The organism is Aeromonas sp. QDB23, from assembly GCF_027707745.1.
GTDB lineage: Bacteria > Pseudomonadota > Gammaproteobacteria > Enterobacterales > Aeromonadaceae > Aeromonas > Aeromonas allosaccharophila.
On record NZ_JAPCJA010000028.1, the window covers coordinates 43,155 to 58,803 of the forward strand.

A 15,649-nucleotide genomic window follows, 5' to 3' on the forward strand; every position below is an offset into this window, starting at 1 on the left:
GTGGTGTCGTTACCAGCGCTCGCCCAGCAGATTGGGCTGGATCCCTTTGACCGGCTTGCGGTTGTCGCCGCTGCCTTTGATCCCGGCCTCGAATTCGGAGCGGAAATATTTGATGGCGCTGGCCAGTGGTTCGACGGCGCCCGGCGCGTGGGCGCAGAAGGTCTTGCCCGGGCCAAGGAAGCCGCAGAGTTGCTCCAGAGTCGCCAGATCGCCGGATTGACCTTCGCCACGCTCCAGTGCCCGCAGCAGCTTGACGCTCCAGGGCAGGCCGTCGCGGCAGGGCGTGCACCAGCCGCACGATTCGCGGGCGAAGAACTCCTCCATGTTGCGCAGTAAGGAGACCATGCTGATGGAGTCATCCACCGCCATGGCGAGTCCGGTTCCCATCCGGGTGCCCACCTTGCCGATACCGGCGGTATACATCTGGGCATCGAGGTGCTCCGGCAGCAGGAAACCGGTGCCCGCGCCGCCCGGTTGCCAGGCTTTCAGGCGATAGCCGCTTCTCATGCCACCGGCGTAGTTTTCAAACAGCTCGCGGGCGGTGATGCCAAAGGGCAGCTCCCAGACGCCCGGGTTGTTCACCTTGCCGGAGAAGCCCATCAGCTTGGTGCCGTGATCTTCCGAGCCCGGCAGCGCCAGCCCGTGATACCAGGCGACCCCGTTGCCGATGATGGCGGGCACGTTGCAGAGGGTTTCGACGTTGTTGACGCAGGTGGGTTTGCCCCAGACACCGGAGACAGCAGGGAAGGGGGGTTTGGCGCGCGGGTTGGCGCGGCGCCCTTCCAGCGAGTTGATCAGCGCCGTCTCTTCGCCACAGATGTAGCGACCGGCGCCGGTGTGGACGAACAGCTCGAAATCAAAACCCGAGCCCAGAATGTTCTTGCCCAGCAGACCGGCGGCCTTGGCCTCTTCCACCGCACGGCGCAGGTGGATGGCGGCATCCACATATTCGCCACGCAGGAAGATATAACCGCGATAGGCTTTGAGCGCCCGGGCACTGATGATCATCCCCTCGATCAGCAGATGGGGCAGCTGCTCCATCAGCAGCCGGTCTTTCCAGGTGTTGGGCTCCATCTCGTCGGCGTTGCAGAGCAGGTAACGGATGTTCATGCTCTCGTCTTTGGGCATCAATCCCCACTTCACACCCGTGGGGAAGCCCGCGCCGCCGCGCCCCTTGAGGCCGGCATCTTTGACGGTGCTGACGATCTCGTCCGAGCTCATCTGGCCGAGCGCCTTGCGGGCCGCGTCATAGCCCTGTTTGGCCTGATACTCCTCCAGCCACACCGGCTGGCCGTCATCCCGCAGTCGCCAGGTGAGCGGGTGGGTCTCGGCCGCACGCGGGGTGCGGTTGGCTGTGCCAAGAGAGGCGAGAATCTTGTTCTGCGGCAGGCTCATGGGTAAGCCTCCAGGGTTTTCAGCAAGGTCACCGGATCGAGGCCGCCATAGGTGTCGTCATCGATCATGATGGCTGGCCCCTTGTCGCAGTTGCCAAGGCAGCAGACCGGCAGCAGGGTGAAGCGGCCATCCGGGGTGGTTTGACCGGGGCCGAGGTTCATCACCTCCTTGAGACCGGCCATCAGATCTTCATGGCCATTGATGTAGCAGACCATGCTGTCGCAGACGCGGATGATGTGGCGCCCCACCGGCTGGCGGAAAATCTGGCTATAGAAGGTGGCGACCCCCTCCACGTCGCTGGCGGGAATGCCGAGCTCGGCGGCGATGGCATGAATGGCGCCGTCGGGTACCCAGCCTCTGGCCTGCTGCACGATCTTGAGCGCTTCGATGCTGGCGGCGCGGGGATCTTCGTAGTGGTGTTTCTCGTGTTCGATGGCATCGCGTTCAGCCTGGCTCAGAGCGAAGTCGCCCTGTTTGCTGCTGCATGCCCCTTGCCCCTGTGGGGTCTGATTATTGTGACACTGACATTGCTGGCTCATGACTTGACCTTTGGTGGCTTGTCCTTTTACTTCTCGTCCGGCGATCCCAATTCCCGACCATGGCCGGGAGGCGGGATCACTTAACGGTCCACATCCGACATAACGAAATCGATACTGCCCAGATAGACGATGAGGTCCGACACCATGCTGCCCTTGATTACCGAGGGGATCTGTTGCAGGTGAGCAAAGCTCGGGGTGCGGATCCGGGTCCGGTAGCTCATGGTCGAGCCGTCGCTGGTCAGGTAATAACTGTTGATACCCTTGGTCGCCTCAATCATCTGGAACGACTCGGCAGCGGGCATCACCGGACCCCACGACACTTGCAGGAAGTGGTTGATCAGGGTCTCGATGTCTTGCAGGGTGCGATCTTTTGGCGGCGGCGTGGTGAGCGGGTGATCCGCTTTGAAGGGGCCTTCTGGCATGTTCTTCATGCACTGCTCGATGATCGACATGCTCTGGCGGATCTCCTCGATCCGCACGGTGGCTCTGTCGTAGGCATCGCCATTGCTGCCGACCGGCACTTCAAAGTCGAACTGGTCATAGCCCGAATAGGGGCGCCACTTGCGCACGTCAAAGTTGAGGCCGGTGGCGCGCAATCCGGCCCCCGTGGTGCCCCAGGACAACGCCTGCTCGGTGGTGTAGGCAGAGACCCCTATGGTACGACCGCGCAGTATGCTGTTGCGCATCGCCGCTTTTTCGTAATCCATCAGCCGCTTGGGCAGCCAGCTCAGCAGGTTGTCCTGCACCAGTCGTTGCCATCCCTTCGGCAAGTCATGGGCCACACCGCCGATGCGGAACCAGGCCGGGTGCATGCGGGCACCGGTGATCGCTTCGATGATGGTGTAGATCTTCTGCCGGTCGGTGAAGGTGAAGAAGACCGGGGTCATGGCCCCCACGTCCTGAATATAGGTACCCAAGAACAGCAGGTGACTCTGGATGCGGAACAGCTCCGCCATCATCACCCGGATCATGTCGACCCGCTGCGGCACCTTGATGCCGGCCAGCTTCTCGACCGCCAGCACATAGGGGAGGTTGTTCATCACCCCGCCCAGATACTCGACCCGATCGGTATAGGGGATATAGCTGTGCCAGGACTGGCGCTCGCCCATCTTTTCGGCACCGCGATGGTGATAGCCGATGTCAGGCACGCAGTTGCGGATCTCCTCGCCATCGAGCTGCAACACCAAGCGGAAGGCGCCGTGGGCAGAGGGGTGGTTGGGGCCGAGGTTGAGGAACATGTAGTCCTCGTTCTCGTTGCCGCGGGCCAGACCCCACTCTTCCGGTTTGAACAGCAGGTTCTCCTGCTCCATGTCCTGTTTGGCGGCATCGAGCATGAAGGGATCGAATTCGGTGGCGCGCGCCGGGTAATCCTTGCGCAGCGGGTGACCCTGCCAACTCTTGGGCATCATGATGCGAGTCAGGTGAGGGTGCCCATCAAAGGTGATGCCCAGCAGATCCCACACTTCCCGTTCATACCAGTTGGCATTGGGGAAGTGGTTGGTGATGGTGGGCAGATGCAGGTCACTCTCGGCCAGCGCCACTTTCAACATCACATCGGCGTTACGGTCGATGGAGATGAGGTGATAGAAGACGGTGAAGTCGCTCTGGGGCAGGTCGTCGCGATGGCTGCGCAGCCGCTCGTCGGTGGCGCTGAGATCAAACAGCATCACGAACGGGGAGGGCACCTTGCGCAAAAAGCCCATCACATCCTGCAGCAGTTCGCGGGGGAGCCAGACCACCGGCACGCCGGTACGCGTGGTCTGCACGGTGAAGTGCTCGGCCCCGAAATGAGCAAACAGTTCGCCAATGACTTTGGCATCCAGGTGGTCGCTGGGCTGCCACTGGGCCATGGCGTAATTGCTGGGAAAATCACGAGTCAGTTTCATGGTCAGATCTCATCCGGCGTGCGCAGGTTGGTCACATTGATCCGTTCGCCGCGCTTGCGCTCTTTTTCGGCCTGCATCTGGGGACGATAGATCCCCTGATCGCCCACCACCCAGGAGAGGGGACGGCGCTCTTTGCCGATGGAGTCTTGCAGCAGCATCAGGGCTTGCAAAAAGGCTTCGGGACGGGGCGGGCAACCCGGAATGTAGACGTCGACCGGCAGGAATTTGTCGACGCCCTGCACCACGGAATAGATGTCATACATGCCGCCCGAGTTGGCACAGGCCCCCATGGAGATCACCCACTTGGGTTCGAGCAACTGTTCATACAGGCGCTGGATCACCGGTGCCATCTTGATGAAGGGGGTCCCTGCAATCACCATGAAATCGGCCTGACGCGGCGAGGCGCGGATCACTTCGGCGCCGAAGCGGGCCACATCGTGGGGGGAGGTGAAGGCGGTACACATCTCTACGTAGCAGCAGGAGATGCCGAAGTTGTAAGGCCAGAGGGAGTTTTTGCGGCCCCAGTTGACTGTGTCTTGCAGCACCTCCTCGAGACGGCCCATCATGATGCCGCGCGTCGCTTCTTGCGCCAGTGGGTCATCGACGGTCTGGCGCTGCTCCTGGGGGTAGCGCTCAACGGGTGCATCCGGGTCAATCCGGGTCAGGGTGTACTTCATGGTGCAACCTCAAGGAAAGGGTCTGTGGTTCAATCACTGTTTTTGTTGTTCAGCTGCGGTTTGCGCGGTGACCAGTCCAGTGCGCCGATGCGCCAGAGGTAGATCAGGCCGATAAGCAGCAGTCCGATGAAAATGGTGGCTTCAATAAAGCCGACCCAGCCGCTTTCGCGCACGGAAACGGACCAAGCAAACAGGTAGAGCGCCTCGACGTCGAAGATGACGAAGAACATAGCGACCAGATAGAACTTGGCGGAAAAACGCAGACGGGCACTGCCGACCGAGTCGACACCAGATTCGAATGGTTTGTTCTTGGTACGGCCGTAGGCACGGCCCCCCAACAGGGCGGCGAGACCTATCATCACCAGACAGATGGTGATGGCACCGATGACATAAATGGCAAAAGCCCAATGTTGAGCAGAAATATCAGCAAACATAGAGGTTTTTCCTAACCAATTTAATCAAGTGACTTAACAATAATGTTACGCATTATGACACTTTCGTACTGATTTACATGTCATTTTTATGGGTTAATTATTAATCGGTTAACTGGTAATTAAATTTTGTTAAGAAGCGCACTTTTTTGTTGGTTATGGCGGGCGGGAAAGGCTTGGAAAGTGCAGAACCCTGCTCCTTGCCATCACCTGAAAGGGGTAAATGCCGAGAGTGAAGCAAGGTCTGATCGGTATTACGGGTAGGGAAAGCCGGGGTGAGAAAAGTGGGGTCGGGTGAGACGGGCACGATCAAAAAGCAATAAAAAGAGAGGCTCGCAAGCCTCTCTTGTCATCACGTTCCGGTTTCGAGCGTGGGGCGGTCAGGGTTTATTGGCGACCAGCAAGACCTGATCCGGGTAGGCGCCAACGACGCGAAGACCGATATCTCCCGAGGTGATATCCAGATACGCCCGCTGACCATTGCCGGAGGTCACCGTGCTGCTCATCAGATAGACATAGCCCTCATTGACCTCTTTACCGCCCCCCGCCATGGCGCGCGGGAAAATGGCTTCATTGAGGGAGGGTTTGTAGCAGGCATGCTCGACCAGGGTCGCCAGCTCCTTGATGTCGGGCAGGCGCCACTGGCTGACACCGCCGAAGTGATAGAGTGCATGGCTGCTGTCACTGCGGATCCGCTCCGCCACTTGCAGCCCCTGCTGCCAGTAGTAAACGGTCGGTTCCCCCAGGCAACTGCTGCCATTCCATGTTTGCCCCAGTTTGCAGCGCATCCAGGTGAGGCCGGTGTGTTGATCGGTGACGGTGCCGTTGCCATGGTCAAGAAAACGGGCAGAGGGGGCGGTGCGATCCATGGTGTCATCACAAATGGCAGCACCGTGGGCCAGGGGGGCCAGCAGTGCCAGCATGGCGAATGAAAAACGATAAAGACTCATGATATTCCTCGGATTATTGGGGAGTGGCGACCAGTCGTACCTGCATCAGTTCGATATAGGTATCTTGCTGCACCAGCGCGGGATAGGTGGTGCCCGCATCGTCTCCCAGGAGCAGGGCCGTGCGTTTGCTGATGGGGCCACCGGAGAAGCGCTGGGCGGTGTTGCTGGTGGCGCTCCAGAAGTAGCCATGGAAGAAGCCATCCTCCGAGGGGGCGATATCAGGGAAGTAACGGGTGTCCACGATGATGCGCTGACCCAGCGGATCCTTGGCCAGGCTGCCGTAGTGCATCAGTGACATCAGCTCGCCCATGGTGGGCAGCCGCCACTGGCTGATGCCGCAGCGCTGCTCGCCACCTGCTGCAGCGCCTGATCAAACTGGCCGAGACCCGCGAGGGCCGCGCGGTCGCTGCCCGGTTGCAGCGGGGCGAGATCGGCCAACAGCTGCGTCAGTGCGCGCTCGGCGGCCACCCCTTCGGCAATGCGGCTCTGCCACAGGGTGCTGAGCAGGGTCGGTTGTAGCCGTTGTGGCTCCCCTTTGGCGGCCGGATGTGCCAGCAGCAGCCCTCCGCCCCGCGGTACGAACAGCAGGGGCGAGTTGACGATGTTGGCCGAGCGGCTGACAAGGGCCACCGCTCCTTCGCCGCTGACGGCAGGATCGGCGGGATCACACTGCCAGTTCTGATCCAGATCGGCACACAGGGTACCGGCGGTCGGCAGGGCGACATCGACCCGGTAGTCCGGGATCGCCAGTGGTGCGTTATCTTCCCCGCCGCCACAGGCGCTGAGCAGGGCTGAGAGGGTGGCAATAACCAGTACGGATGGTTTCACTTCACATTCCTTGATTCGGTCACAGGTTCACGGGGGCGGTAACCCCCGAGGTACAGGATTCAGCGGCGCGGGGTGCTACGGCGCCAGAGGCGGGGCCACAGGGCCAGCAACAGCAGCAGGGGGGAAGTCGTGCCGCCACCCCCTTCATCCTGCTCAAGGGGGATGATGCCGGTGTTGGGAAGGGCTTCATCCTTGTCGCAGCGGGCGCCGACTTGCTGGGCTACACGCCAGCTGCGCAACTGACCGGTGTCACCGGCGCTGGTGTCGTTGATCTCCAGCAGCCAGCGGCCAGCGAGCGGTTCGCCGTGCAGCTTATCCAGCGATTCGAACGGTACCAGTTCACGGGGGAACTCCCCCTTGAGCCGGGTATGACTGGCGTAGCCCTTGTTCCACAGGCTGATCCGGGTGCCGTAAGGGGAGGTGAGCCAGATCTCCAGCTGCTCCAGCTTGCTGTGCTCCAGATCGAGGGCAACCACGAATCCGCTGTCGATGCGGGCCTTGCTCTCGGGCAGGGTGAGGGTGAAGCGGGACAGGCCGTGCCGTTCACTGCTCACCGCATCCTTGATCTGGCCACCCTGGCCGATGGCCCGTTGCCAGAGCGGTTCACCGATCGGCAGTTGCAGGTCAAGGCGGGTCTGGCGCTCGGTGGGACTGGGCAGGGTGAGCTGGAACTGCAGCGGCAAGGTGACAGCCTCGCCACAGGTCAGGTTGCTCGCCGCTTCCAGCGGCAGGGTCCAGCGGGCGGTGCCATCGGCGTTGAGCTCTCCCTGCCAGTGACCGTCACCCATGATCCCCTTGGTCGGCAGCAGGCTGGCGTCGGCCACGGTCAGGGGGCGGCCGCTCTGGTTGGTTAGTTCAATGGCGAGGCTCTTTTTCTCCCCGGGCAGCAGGTAGCTGTCATCGGCAAGGCGGGCCGCGATGGGAGTGGGCAGCAGGGCGTGGTGGCGGAAGGCCTGCTCCAGCAGCTTGCCATAGCTGCGATCCGGATAGAGACGGTTGGCGGTATCCACGGTGACGCGCGCCAGCTGGGGCATCCGCACCTGCGGGCCGAGGCCGAAGTGGGATTCAATCAGCAGGGTATCGAACTCGTTACGGGCTACCTCGCCATACTGTTCAACGGCCTGGCGCAGCGCGGTGAAGAGCGGGGTGCCCCACAGCTGGTCGCCGTTGCTGCCGTTGATGGTGAGGTGCGCCGGATAGAGGAAGCCCGGGTGATAGCGCGCCCGCAGATCATCGAGCTGACGGGGCATCCGGCCGCTGATCCTGGCATCCCAGTTGAAGACCATGAAGGGCTCGAACTGGCGAGCCTCTGGACTGCGCTGGCGCCAGCTGGCGGCCAGATAGTCGCTAAAGCCCTCACCGATGGCGCCCCAGTCACCCTCGTCTCCCATGTCGGGCAGGATATGGTGTTGCACCGCATGGCCAAACTCGTGCCAGATCACCATGGGATCTTCTGCATCGGGCACGCCGACCCGGCCAATTTCCAACCGGCGCAAGAAGGGATCATAGAGTGAGTTGTCCTGCTCCCCGGCATCGGTATCGATGGCCAGGGGGCCGCCCATCAGCGTTGGGTAGCCCAGGGATTCTACGTGGCGCTGGGCCAGATCCAGATGGTAGTAGCCATTGATATCGAGGAAGGCGGGCTGCTGGTGATCCAGCTGGAAGCCATCGGCATCAGGGCTGCTAAAGGGAACGGTTTCCGGCGCCGTGCCGTTCACGACCCGGGCGCGAGGGCCGCTCAGCAGGTAGGTGTCATCCACCTTTTGTACCGTGAGCGGGACGGTGCGATAGGCCCCGTTGTCCAGCACCAGATCATGGCGCCACAGCAGGTTGCCATCTTTCAGCTGGGTGCGTGGGTCGAGGGCAAAGATGCGGGCTTGCACCGTGGCCGTTTCCCCTGCCAGCGGGGCCGCTTCGGCACGGGTGCTGGCCTCTTGCAGCGTGCGCCCCAGCAGGGCGCTGCCATCGCAAGTGACAAACAGTTGCCAGTGGCTGCTCTTGCTGTTGCCCGGCTGGCTTTCTACCGCCAGCAGACGCCAGGCGGGGGTCAGGGTGTCGCCATCCTGCCAGTACCAGGGCTGGGCCTCGTCACTGCCGGCGAATTGCCACACAGCGCCATCCAGCGTGGCGGTATAGGCATCCACCCCGGTGCGGCTGGCGTCGTCACATGGCGTCGCCTGTGCCTGCATCAGCCGGGTATTGTGATAGAGACGCCACGGGCGACCCTGCTCATCGAGACTGACTGCGGCCATCAGGCCGGCGATCGGTGCGCCATTGAGCTGCTGGCGATAGTGCAGATAGTGGCCCAGCTTGCCTTGGCGCTGATAGGCCGGGGCATCACTCAGGGTGACGCCGAGCTGCTGTTCGAGCCAGAGGCGGGGATCGGCCGGGGCGTCCTGTTCGACAAAACGCAGTTCGGCGGCCTCGGTGGCAAAGCCAGCCAGCCCCAGCAAGAGGGCGGGCAACAGGGGTTTCATAGTGGTACTCCCAATCAGCGGTAGGGTCATTGGTTGATCCCCGCCAGATGCAACAAGAAGGCAAATTCACGAGCCCGATCGCCACCACCGGCGCGGTGGCCTCCCTCCAGTTCGGTCAGCAGCAGGTAGGGGCCGGAGCCCGTGCTGTGCTCCCGCAGGCGAGCCAGCCACTTGACTGGCTCCCAGTAGGGCACCTGGCTGTCGTGCAGGGCGGTAGTGACCAGCAGGGGCGGGTAGGGGGCGCGGTGCAGGTTGTCGTAGGGGCTGATGCGGCGCATCGCCTGATACTCTGCGGGCTTGGCCGGGTTGCCCCACTCCTGGTACTCCTGACGGGTCAAGGGGAGGGCGGGATCGCTCATGGTGCCGAGCATATCGACGAAGGGAACCTGCAACACGGCGCCGCTAAAGAGCGTCGGTTGCTGGTTGAGGGCTGCCGCAACCAGCGTGCCCCCCGCACTGCCACCCATGGCAAACAGGGGCAGAGGGGCTGTGTCGGGCGACCAGTGGCGCAGGGTGCTACCTGCGGCGATAAAGTCGCTGATGCCGTTCTGCTTGTGGATGCCCCGTCCATCGCGGGTCCACTGCTCCCCCAGCATGCCGCCGCCGCGCACATGGGCGATGGCGTAGACAAAGCCCCGATCCAGCAGGCTCAGCAGCTCTTTCTGGTAGTAGGGGCGCATTGGCGTGCCATAGGCGCCATAGCCGTAGAGCAGCACGGCGCGGGGGGCCAGATCCTTGCGCCACACCAGCGAGACGGGTACCCGGGTGCCATCGGCAGAAGTGATCCAGCGCCGCTCGCTCTGATAGGGCAATGGTTTATTGTCTGCGGTGTGCTGGTCGTTGATCCACTGACTGCTGGTCAAATCCAGCCAGCGCTGTCCGGGGGGCTGGCTCAAGCCCTGACTGCGCACCAGAATGCGGTCGCTGGCCGGGTCATGTTCTCCTTGTAGCCAGCCGGTACCGGCGCCACTGGCCAGCGGCAGGCGCTGGCGTTCATGGCCGTTGCGATCGAGCAGGGCGAGCCAATCCTCCCCCTGCTGGCGAAATTGCACCACCAGATGGCGATCAAACAGTCGCCACTTCTCGGGATCGCCGAGATCTTCCCCTTTGGCGGGCCATAGGCGCTGCCACTCACCGAGCGGCGTGTTGGCTGAGTAGAGGGCAAATGCCCCCTCCCGGTTGCTCTTGATCACCCAGCCGGATTGACTGTCCAGATAGTATTCCACCCCGCGCTGGCGGGGTTTGACCTGCTGCGGCTTGCCCGAGTCGAGCAGGTACTGCTCCGAGCTGTCGTGGTTGTTGCCCTGCAACACCAGATGCTGGCCATCCGTGGTGCGATATAGGCTGAGCAGCCAGGCGGGATCCTGCTCCTCATAGAGAGTCTGCTCTTGGCCATCCTGCCAGCCACGCAGCTGCCAGGGGCGCAGGGTGTCGCGCTCGTTGGCGATGGTGTAGAGGGTGCGACCATCTTGTGACCAGGCGAGATCGGCGCTGCGCTGCGCCAAACTGGCCAGCGCCTTGCCGCTCTGGAGATCGAGCAGGGTGACCTGATAGTCGAGATCGCCGCGTCTGTCTTCTGCGATGGCCAGCGTGCGGTTATCCGGGCTCAGGGCCCAGCCGCCCGCGTCGTAATAGCCCTCACCCGCTCTGGCGGGAAGCCGTTGCTGAACCTTGCCCCCGTGGCGTTGCCAGAGGGAGCCGTCCGGGCGCAGCTGCCATGCCTGATCGCCGCGCACAAGCCAGTTGTCCGGTACGGGTTCCCCCGCCGGATGGTTGGCAAACTCGGCGCGCAGGATCGCCTCCAGCGGCTGCTGCGCGGCGAGCTGCTGCTCGCTCCAGCGATTGTGCTGCTTGAGCAGAGCGAGTATGGCCGGGTTGCTGCGGCTCTCGTCCCGCAACCAGAAGTAGGGATCCTGGCGTACGGGATTGCCCGAAATCAGGTGTGATTGGGATGGGATCGGCGGTGGCAGGGCCTCTTGCGCCCACGCCAACGGGGCGGCCAACAGGGCCGCCATGATTGCATGATGCTTCATCACATCCCCACGAAACGGTAGCTGAGGCTGGCTGACAGATAGCGGCCGCTCTGGCTGTAGAGGGAGGTGTCGCTGCCAGCCGGGAGTCCGGCCACATCCTGATAGCGGACGTAGCGGGTATCGAGCAGGTTGCCGATGGTGGCATTGACCTTGAGCGCGTCGGTGATCTGCCAGTCGCCGGTGAGATCCAGGCTGAACCAGCCCGCGCTGCTCTGGCAGGCACCGCTGTAGCCAGTCTGGGCACTGGCGCACTGGGGCACCTTGGTCATGGCGGCGGCATAGTTGCCACTGAGCTCAACACCCCAGTCGAGCTGCTGCCAGCGCAGGGTGGTGTTGCCTTCCCGCGGTGCCTGGGTTCGCAGCGGCTCGCCGCGGTGATCCTTGCCATCCATCCAGGCCAGATTGGTCGAAAGCTCCCACTCGTCGCTCAGCCAGAGGCTGGCGGCCAGCTCGGCGCCCCAGGTTTCTGCTTTGGCGACGTTGCGATACTGGCGCAGGAAGACACCGTCATCGATGCGGAAACCGGTCTGGCGCCAGTCGATGAAGTTGTAGTAGCGGTTGTAGAAAACGGCCGGTTTGACGCTCCAGTTGTCGCTTTGGCCATTCACTCCCCACTCCAGACTGTGGCTGGTCTCCTCCTTGAGGTTGGGGTTGGCAATGATCTCGAACGGCGGCATGGCAAAGTAGTGGGGAATGTTGCCGTAAACCTGATCGTAAGCGGGGGCGCGGAAGCCGTTGGCATAGCTGAGCCAGCTGCGCCATGTCTCGTTGAAGCGGTAACTGGCCGCCAGACTGGGGGAGATGTGGTCGCTGTGGTTCTCGGCCAGATTGCTGTCCGGTGCGCGCAGGCGCTGGCGGTCAAAGCGCAGGGTCGGGGTAAACTGCCAGCTGCCCAGATCGATCACATCGCTCAGCCAGATGCCATCGCGGCGGGTCTCGGCTTTGCTGAAGGGGGCTTTCTGTCCCTGGGCGGTGATGCCATCTTCCAGGGTCAGATTGCTGACCGGCCGCTCGTGGTTGGCCTGCTCCACTTCCACACCGTAGCTGAAGGTGTGATCCAGCGAGCCGGTGGTCAGCTTGCTCTGCAGCTCCAGCTCACTGCCAAGGCGCAGCTCCTCGAACGTGGAGAGGGTGCGCTGGCTGCGATATCTGGGATAGCCGCTCAGGGCATCGTTGCGCAGCAGCTGGCGCTGGTTGGCCTCGTTGCGTGACTGGTTGCCAAACAGGCTCCAGTTGAGGGTATCGATCATGCCCAGATCGTTGGCTTCCCAGCTGAACTTGCCGCCCTGAGTACGTTGATCACTGTTTTCCTGAAAGCCGACCACATTCCAGCTGCCATCGGGTTGAGGCACCGCCTTGGGGCCCATCAGGCGTTTGGCGTGATCTTCGTAGTAGTCCAGCTCCAGTCGCAGGGCGTGATGGGCATTGAGGGGGAGGCGGCTGCTGGTGGAGGCACTCATGCCATCCAGATCCGCCGGAATGCGACTCTCCTCAAAGTTGGCCGTTTCGTTGCCGCGCCAGCCGGAGAGGCGCAACAGATGTTCGCTCTCCAGCGCCCGCGCCGCGCCGGTCATGCTGAGCTTCTTCTTGTTGCTGTCGCCACCGTAGAGGGTCTTGGCCGCCAGATAGCTATCCTGCTGTTGCAGATAATCTTCTGGCTGCTTGGTGTTCATCACCACGGTGCCACCGATGGCATCCGAGCCATGCAGGGAGGAACCGGCCCCCTTGGCCACCTCGATCTGCTTGATGTCATCAAGGTCGAAGTTGAAGCGCCCCACCTTGTCATTGATGTTGTCGGCGCCAAAGCCGTCGCTGACGCGCACCCCATCCTTGATCAGCAGGATGCGGTTGCCCCCGATGCCGCGCACGCTGATGTTTTGCGGTCGCCCGGCAGAGCCGGTGACCGAGACACCGGGGATCTTGCGAAACACATGGGTCAGCTCGCTGGCGACCTGACGGTCCAGCTCTTCCTGGGTGATGACGGTGATGGATCCGGAGACATCGGAGAGTTTCTGTTGTACCCGTTGTCCGGTAACAATGATGGTGTCGTCGCTGCGCGCCTTCTCCACAGGGGGAAGATCGGCCGCGCCAGCGGAGGCACACAGGAGTGCCGGCCATGCCTGAAACAGTTTGTTCATAATGATAATTGTTTTTATTTGAGCCTGAGGGGCGGCATTATTGCAGAGGCCTGACCACTTGACAATAAATGGAAATCATTATCATTAAGATCTTATGGTGTTGATATTATTGAGTTATTTGTTTTTAAAAAGAAACTCCCGCGCGAGGCGGGAGCAGGGTGATCAGGGTTTGAGCAGTTGCAGCGACTCTTCTGCTGCCTTGCCTTGGGAGAGGGTGATATCGACCCGGCGGTTCGCCTGGCGATGTTCGGGGGTGTCATTGGCGAAACGGGGCTGGGTGTCGGCAACTCCCTGGGCAATGACCCGTCTGGCATCCAGCTGGGGGTTGGCCAGCATGGTCTGCACGATGGAGGAGGCCCGCAGCACCGAGAGCTCCCAGTTGTTGCGATAGAGCTCCACCGGCGCCTGGGAGTTGTCGGTATGACCGGTGACCACCACCTGTCCCGGAATGTTGGCCAAAATGCCGGAGATCTTGTGGACCAGCGGGACGAACTGGGGTTGCAGGAACGCCGAGTCGGAGGGGAACAGCGCCTTCTCGCCGATGCGGATCACCAGCTGACTGCCAAGCTGCTCGACCTCGAGATCCTTGGATTCGATCTGTGCCTTGAGCTGCTGTTCCAGCTTCTGCTTGGTCACCTGCACCCACTCCTGCTCCTTGGTCTTGTGGGGCCAGGCTTCGGTGGCGCTCGGTTTTTCCGAGGCACCTATGGTCTCGTTGAAGGGGTCCGATGCTGCGGGTTGCGCCTCTTTATCCAGCAGGGTCTCTTTTTCCGAGCTGCTTGGTGTGGTCTTCGATTCCGGTTCAAGAATGCCGGTACCGCCCTGCATCACGGGTGAGCCAGCAGGAGGGGAGATGAGGCCGATTTTACCCAGTGACTCGATAAAGCCCTGGATAAGCACCCGGGTTTCGGACTGCTTGGCCATGGCAAAGGAGTAGAGCACCACAAACAGGGCAAACAGCAGGGTCATGAAATCGGCATAGGAGACCAGCCAGCGTTCGTGGTTCTCCGGCGCTTCAGCTTTTTTCTTTTTGGCCACCATGGCCTCCCAGATAAGGTTCGAGGGTAACTTGCAGGCGCGCTTGGGACTCGCCATCCACGATGCAGAGAATGCCGGTCAGGGTCATCTCCTTGTAGTGGCGGATCTGGTGGGCAAACCCCTTGTAGCGGTTGCCGAACGGCAAGAAGATCAGGTTGGCGGCGGATACCCCGTAGATGGTGGCGATAAAGGCCACCGCGATGGCGCCACCCAGCTTGTCGGGGGCATCCAGCAGACCCATTGCGTGGATCAGGCCAAATACCGCGCCGACGATCCCCATGGTCGGGCAGTAGCCGCCCATGGCTTCATAGAATTTGACCGTTTGTTCGAGATCTTCCTGTTCAAATTCGATCTCGTTCTCCAGCACCTCGTGGATTTTGTTCTTCTCGTAGCCATCGACCATCATCTGCACCCCTTTCTTCAGGAAGGGATCCTTGATCTCCTCGATCATCCCTTCCAGCGCCAGCATACCGCTGCGGCGGGCGTTGCCTGCCAGGGTCTCCAGCAACTGGGCCTGTTCCTGCATGTCGAGTTTGAGGGGGGAGAGCAGCCATTTGAAGCGCTTCAAGGTGCTGCCGACGACGGAGAAAGGAAACTGGGTCAGCGCAGCGCCAATGGTGCCGCCTATTACGATAAGGAATGCGGGCAGATCGAGCAGTGCACTGGGGTGGCCACCCTCGATCATGTTGCCGCCAAGGATGGCGATCAACGCCAGTACCAAGCCAATCAAACTCATTTGTGACACGTCCCTGCATGTTGATAATGGCTAGTGTAGCTACTTAAGTATCAGTTTTTCAAAATGATATCCAATCGCTGAGCAATTAATGGGCGCTGAGTAACATTCGCAAGGGGAGGTGTGTTGCGCTAATGAGATGGCCTTGCAATCACCTTGTTGCACTGCGCCGTGACAGGGGGAACGTTTGTCGGGTTGGGCAATCACAAGAGCAGGATAGGAGGGGGACGTGAGCTGGAAATACGAACAGTCCTGATGTTGCTACCAGGGCTTTGCAAACCGGGGTGGTGAGAGCGTGGATGATCCGCCACTGCGTGGCTCTTGCTCCCTTGTCGGCATAGGTGTTTGCGTTTGCCGGAAAGCAAAAAACCGACCATGAGGTTAATGCCAGTCAGTTAAGCCTGACTGGCATTGTTTTTATTGGCTTTTTTCACACTATACCTCTGGGGCCTTGGCTTCACGCAGCGGGGGTAACTTCGCTCCCTTCGTTCCGGCAGCACAAACTGTCCCGCTTGTTTCTCCAG

General features: G+C 61.5%; 13 protein-coding genes. All 13 read right to left on the reverse strand.

Annotated features, from left to right (window positions below; genetic code table 11):
• Nucleotides 1–9 precede the first annotated feature (9 nt).
• Entirely contained in the window at nt 10–1,395 is a 1,386-nt protein-coding gene (gene nuoF / locus PG888_RS13155; RefSeq protein ID WP_182937690.1) for an NADH-quinone oxidoreductase subunit NuoF, read from the reverse strand.
• On the reverse strand, nt 1,392–1,934 hold the full coding sequence (gene nuoE / locus PG888_RS13160; RefSeq protein ID WP_163129866.1) for an NADH-quinone oxidoreductase subunit NuoE: 543 nt from the start codon (nt 1,932–1,934) through the stop codon (nt 1,392–1,394). The genes nuoF and nuoE overlap by 4 nt, the downstream gene beginning before the upstream one ends.
• 80 nt (nt 1,935–2,014) lie before the next feature.
• Nucleotides 2,015–3,820: an NADH-quinone oxidoreductase subunit C/D gene (gene nuoC, locus PG888_RS13165; protein WP_182937689.1), complete on the reverse strand. Its 1,806-nt coding sequence runs from the start codon at nt 3,818–3,820 to the stop codon at nt 2,015–2,017.
• Nucleotides 3,821–3,822: 2 nt separating this feature from the next.
• Nucleotides 3,823–4,497, reverse strand: a complete 675-nt coding sequence (locus tag PG888_RS13170; RefSeq protein ID WP_005344917.1) for a NuoB/complex I 20 kDa subunit family protein — start codon at nt 4,495–4,497, stop codon at nt 3,823–3,825.
• A gap of 29 nt (nt 4,498–4,526) precedes the next feature.
• On the reverse strand, nt 4,527–4,931 hold the full coding sequence (locus tag PG888_RS13175) for an NADH-quinone oxidoreductase subunit A (protein ID WP_005344919.1): 405 nt from the start codon (nt 4,929–4,931) through the stop codon (nt 4,527–4,529).
• A gap of 377 nt (nt 4,932–5,308) precedes the next feature.
• Nucleotides 5,309–5,878 carry an Lcl C-terminal domain-containing protein gene (locus PG888_RS13180; protein ID WP_182937687.1) on the reverse strand — a complete coding sequence of 190 codons (570 nt, stop codon included), beginning with the start codon at nt 5,876–5,878 and terminating at the stop codon, nt 5,309–5,311.
• 13 nt (nt 5,879–5,891) lie between these two features.
• The gene (locus PG888_RS13185) at nt 5,892–6,188 is read right to left on the reverse strand and encodes a hypothetical protein (protein ID WP_270806531.1); all 297 of its coding nucleotides are present in this window, start codon (nt 6,186–6,188) and stop codon (nt 5,892–5,894) included.
• The gene (locus PG888_RS13190) at nt 6,176–6,706 is read right to left on the reverse strand and encodes a hypothetical protein (RefSeq protein ID WP_270693522.1); all 531 of its coding nucleotides are present in this window, start codon (nt 6,704–6,706) and stop codon (nt 6,176–6,178) included. The genes PG888_RS13185 and PG888_RS13190 overlap by 13 nt, the downstream gene beginning before the upstream one ends.
• Before the next feature lie 59 nt (nt 6,707–6,765).
• Complete coding sequence (locus PG888_RS13195; RefSeq protein ID WP_182937685.1) at nt 6,766–9,213, reverse strand: proprotein convertase P-domain-containing protein; 2,448 nt, start codon at nt 9,211–9,213, stop codon at nt 6,766–6,768.
• Complete coding sequence (locus PG888_RS13200; protein ID WP_270693524.1) at nt 9,210–11,216, reverse strand: prolyl oligopeptidase family serine peptidase; 2,007 nt, start codon at nt 11,214–11,216, stop codon at nt 9,210–9,212. Before PG888_RS13200 ends, PG888_RS13195 begins: the two co-directional genes overlap by 4 nt.
• Nucleotides 11,216–13,354 (reverse strand): TonB-dependent hemoglobin/transferrin/lactoferrin family receptor, encoded by a 2,139-nt coding sequence (locus PG888_RS13205; RefSeq protein WP_182937683.1) that lies wholly within the window; start codon nt 13,352–13,354, stop codon nt 11,216–11,218. The genes PG888_RS13200 and PG888_RS13205 overlap by 1 nt, the downstream gene beginning before the upstream one ends.
• Before the next feature lie 162 nt (nt 13,355–13,516).
• Entirely contained in the window at nt 13,517–14,395 is an 879-nt protein-coding gene (locus PG888_RS13210) for a flagellar motor protein MotB (protein ID WP_182932494.1), read from the reverse strand.
• Nucleotides 14,370–15,128, reverse strand: coding sequence for a flagellar motor protein (locus PG888_RS13215; RefSeq protein ID WP_042658429.1), 759 nt, complete (start codon nt 15,126–15,128; stop codon nt 14,370–14,372). The genes PG888_RS13210 and PG888_RS13215 overlap by 26 nt, the downstream gene beginning before the upstream one ends.
• Between the last annotated feature and the right edge of the window lie 521 nt (nt 15,129–15,649).

What these genes read in the sequence shown, in the direction of transcription:
- PG888_RS13210 (WP_182932494.1), bottom strand. Translation starts at nt 14,395, where the DNA reads ATGGTGGCCAAAAAGAAAAAAGCTGAAGCGCCGGAGAACCACGAACGC.
- nuoF (WP_182937690.1), bottom strand. Translation starts at nt 1,395, where the DNA reads ATGAGCCTGCCGCAGAACAAGATTCTCGCCTCTCTTGGCACAGCCAAC.
- PG888_RS13195 (WP_182937685.1), bottom strand. Translation starts at nt 9,213, where the DNA reads ATGACCCTACCGCTGATTGGGAGTACCACTATGAAACCCCTGTTGCCC.
- nuoC (WP_182937689.1), bottom strand. Translation starts at nt 3,820, where the DNA reads ATGAAACTGACTCGTGATTTTCCCAGCAATTACGCCATGGCCCAGTGG.
- PG888_RS13180 (WP_182937687.1), bottom strand. Translation starts at nt 5,878, where the DNA reads ATGAGTCTTTATCGTTTTTCATTCGCCATGCTGGCACTGCTGGCCCCC.
- PG888_RS13200 (WP_270693524.1), bottom strand. Translation starts at nt 11,216, where the DNA reads ATGAAGCATCATGCAATCATGGCGGCCCTGTTGGCCGCCCCGTTGGCG.
- PG888_RS13175 (WP_005344919.1), bottom strand. Translation starts at nt 4,931, where the DNA reads ATGTTTGCTGATATTTCTGCTCAACATTGGGCTTTTGCCATTTATGTC.
- PG888_RS13185 (WP_270806531.1), bottom strand. Translation starts at nt 6,188, where the DNA reads ATGGGCGAGCTGATGTCACTGATGCACTACGGCAGCCTGGCCAAGGAT.
- PG888_RS13170 (WP_005344917.1), bottom strand. Translation starts at nt 4,497, where the DNA reads ATGAAGTACACCCTGACCCGGATTGACCCGGATGCACCCGTTGAGCGC.
- PG888_RS13215 (WP_042658429.1), bottom strand. Translation starts at nt 15,128, where the DNA reads ATGAGTTTGATTGGCTTGGTACTGGCGTTGATCGCCATCCTTGGCGGC.
- PG888_RS13205 (WP_182937683.1), bottom strand. Translation starts at nt 13,354, where the DNA reads ATGAACAAACTGTTTCAGGCATGGCCGGCACTCCTGTGTGCCTCCGCT.
- nuoE (WP_163129866.1), bottom strand. Translation starts at nt 1,934, where the DNA reads ATGAGCCAGCAATGTCAGTGTCACAATAATCAGACCCCACAGGGGCAA.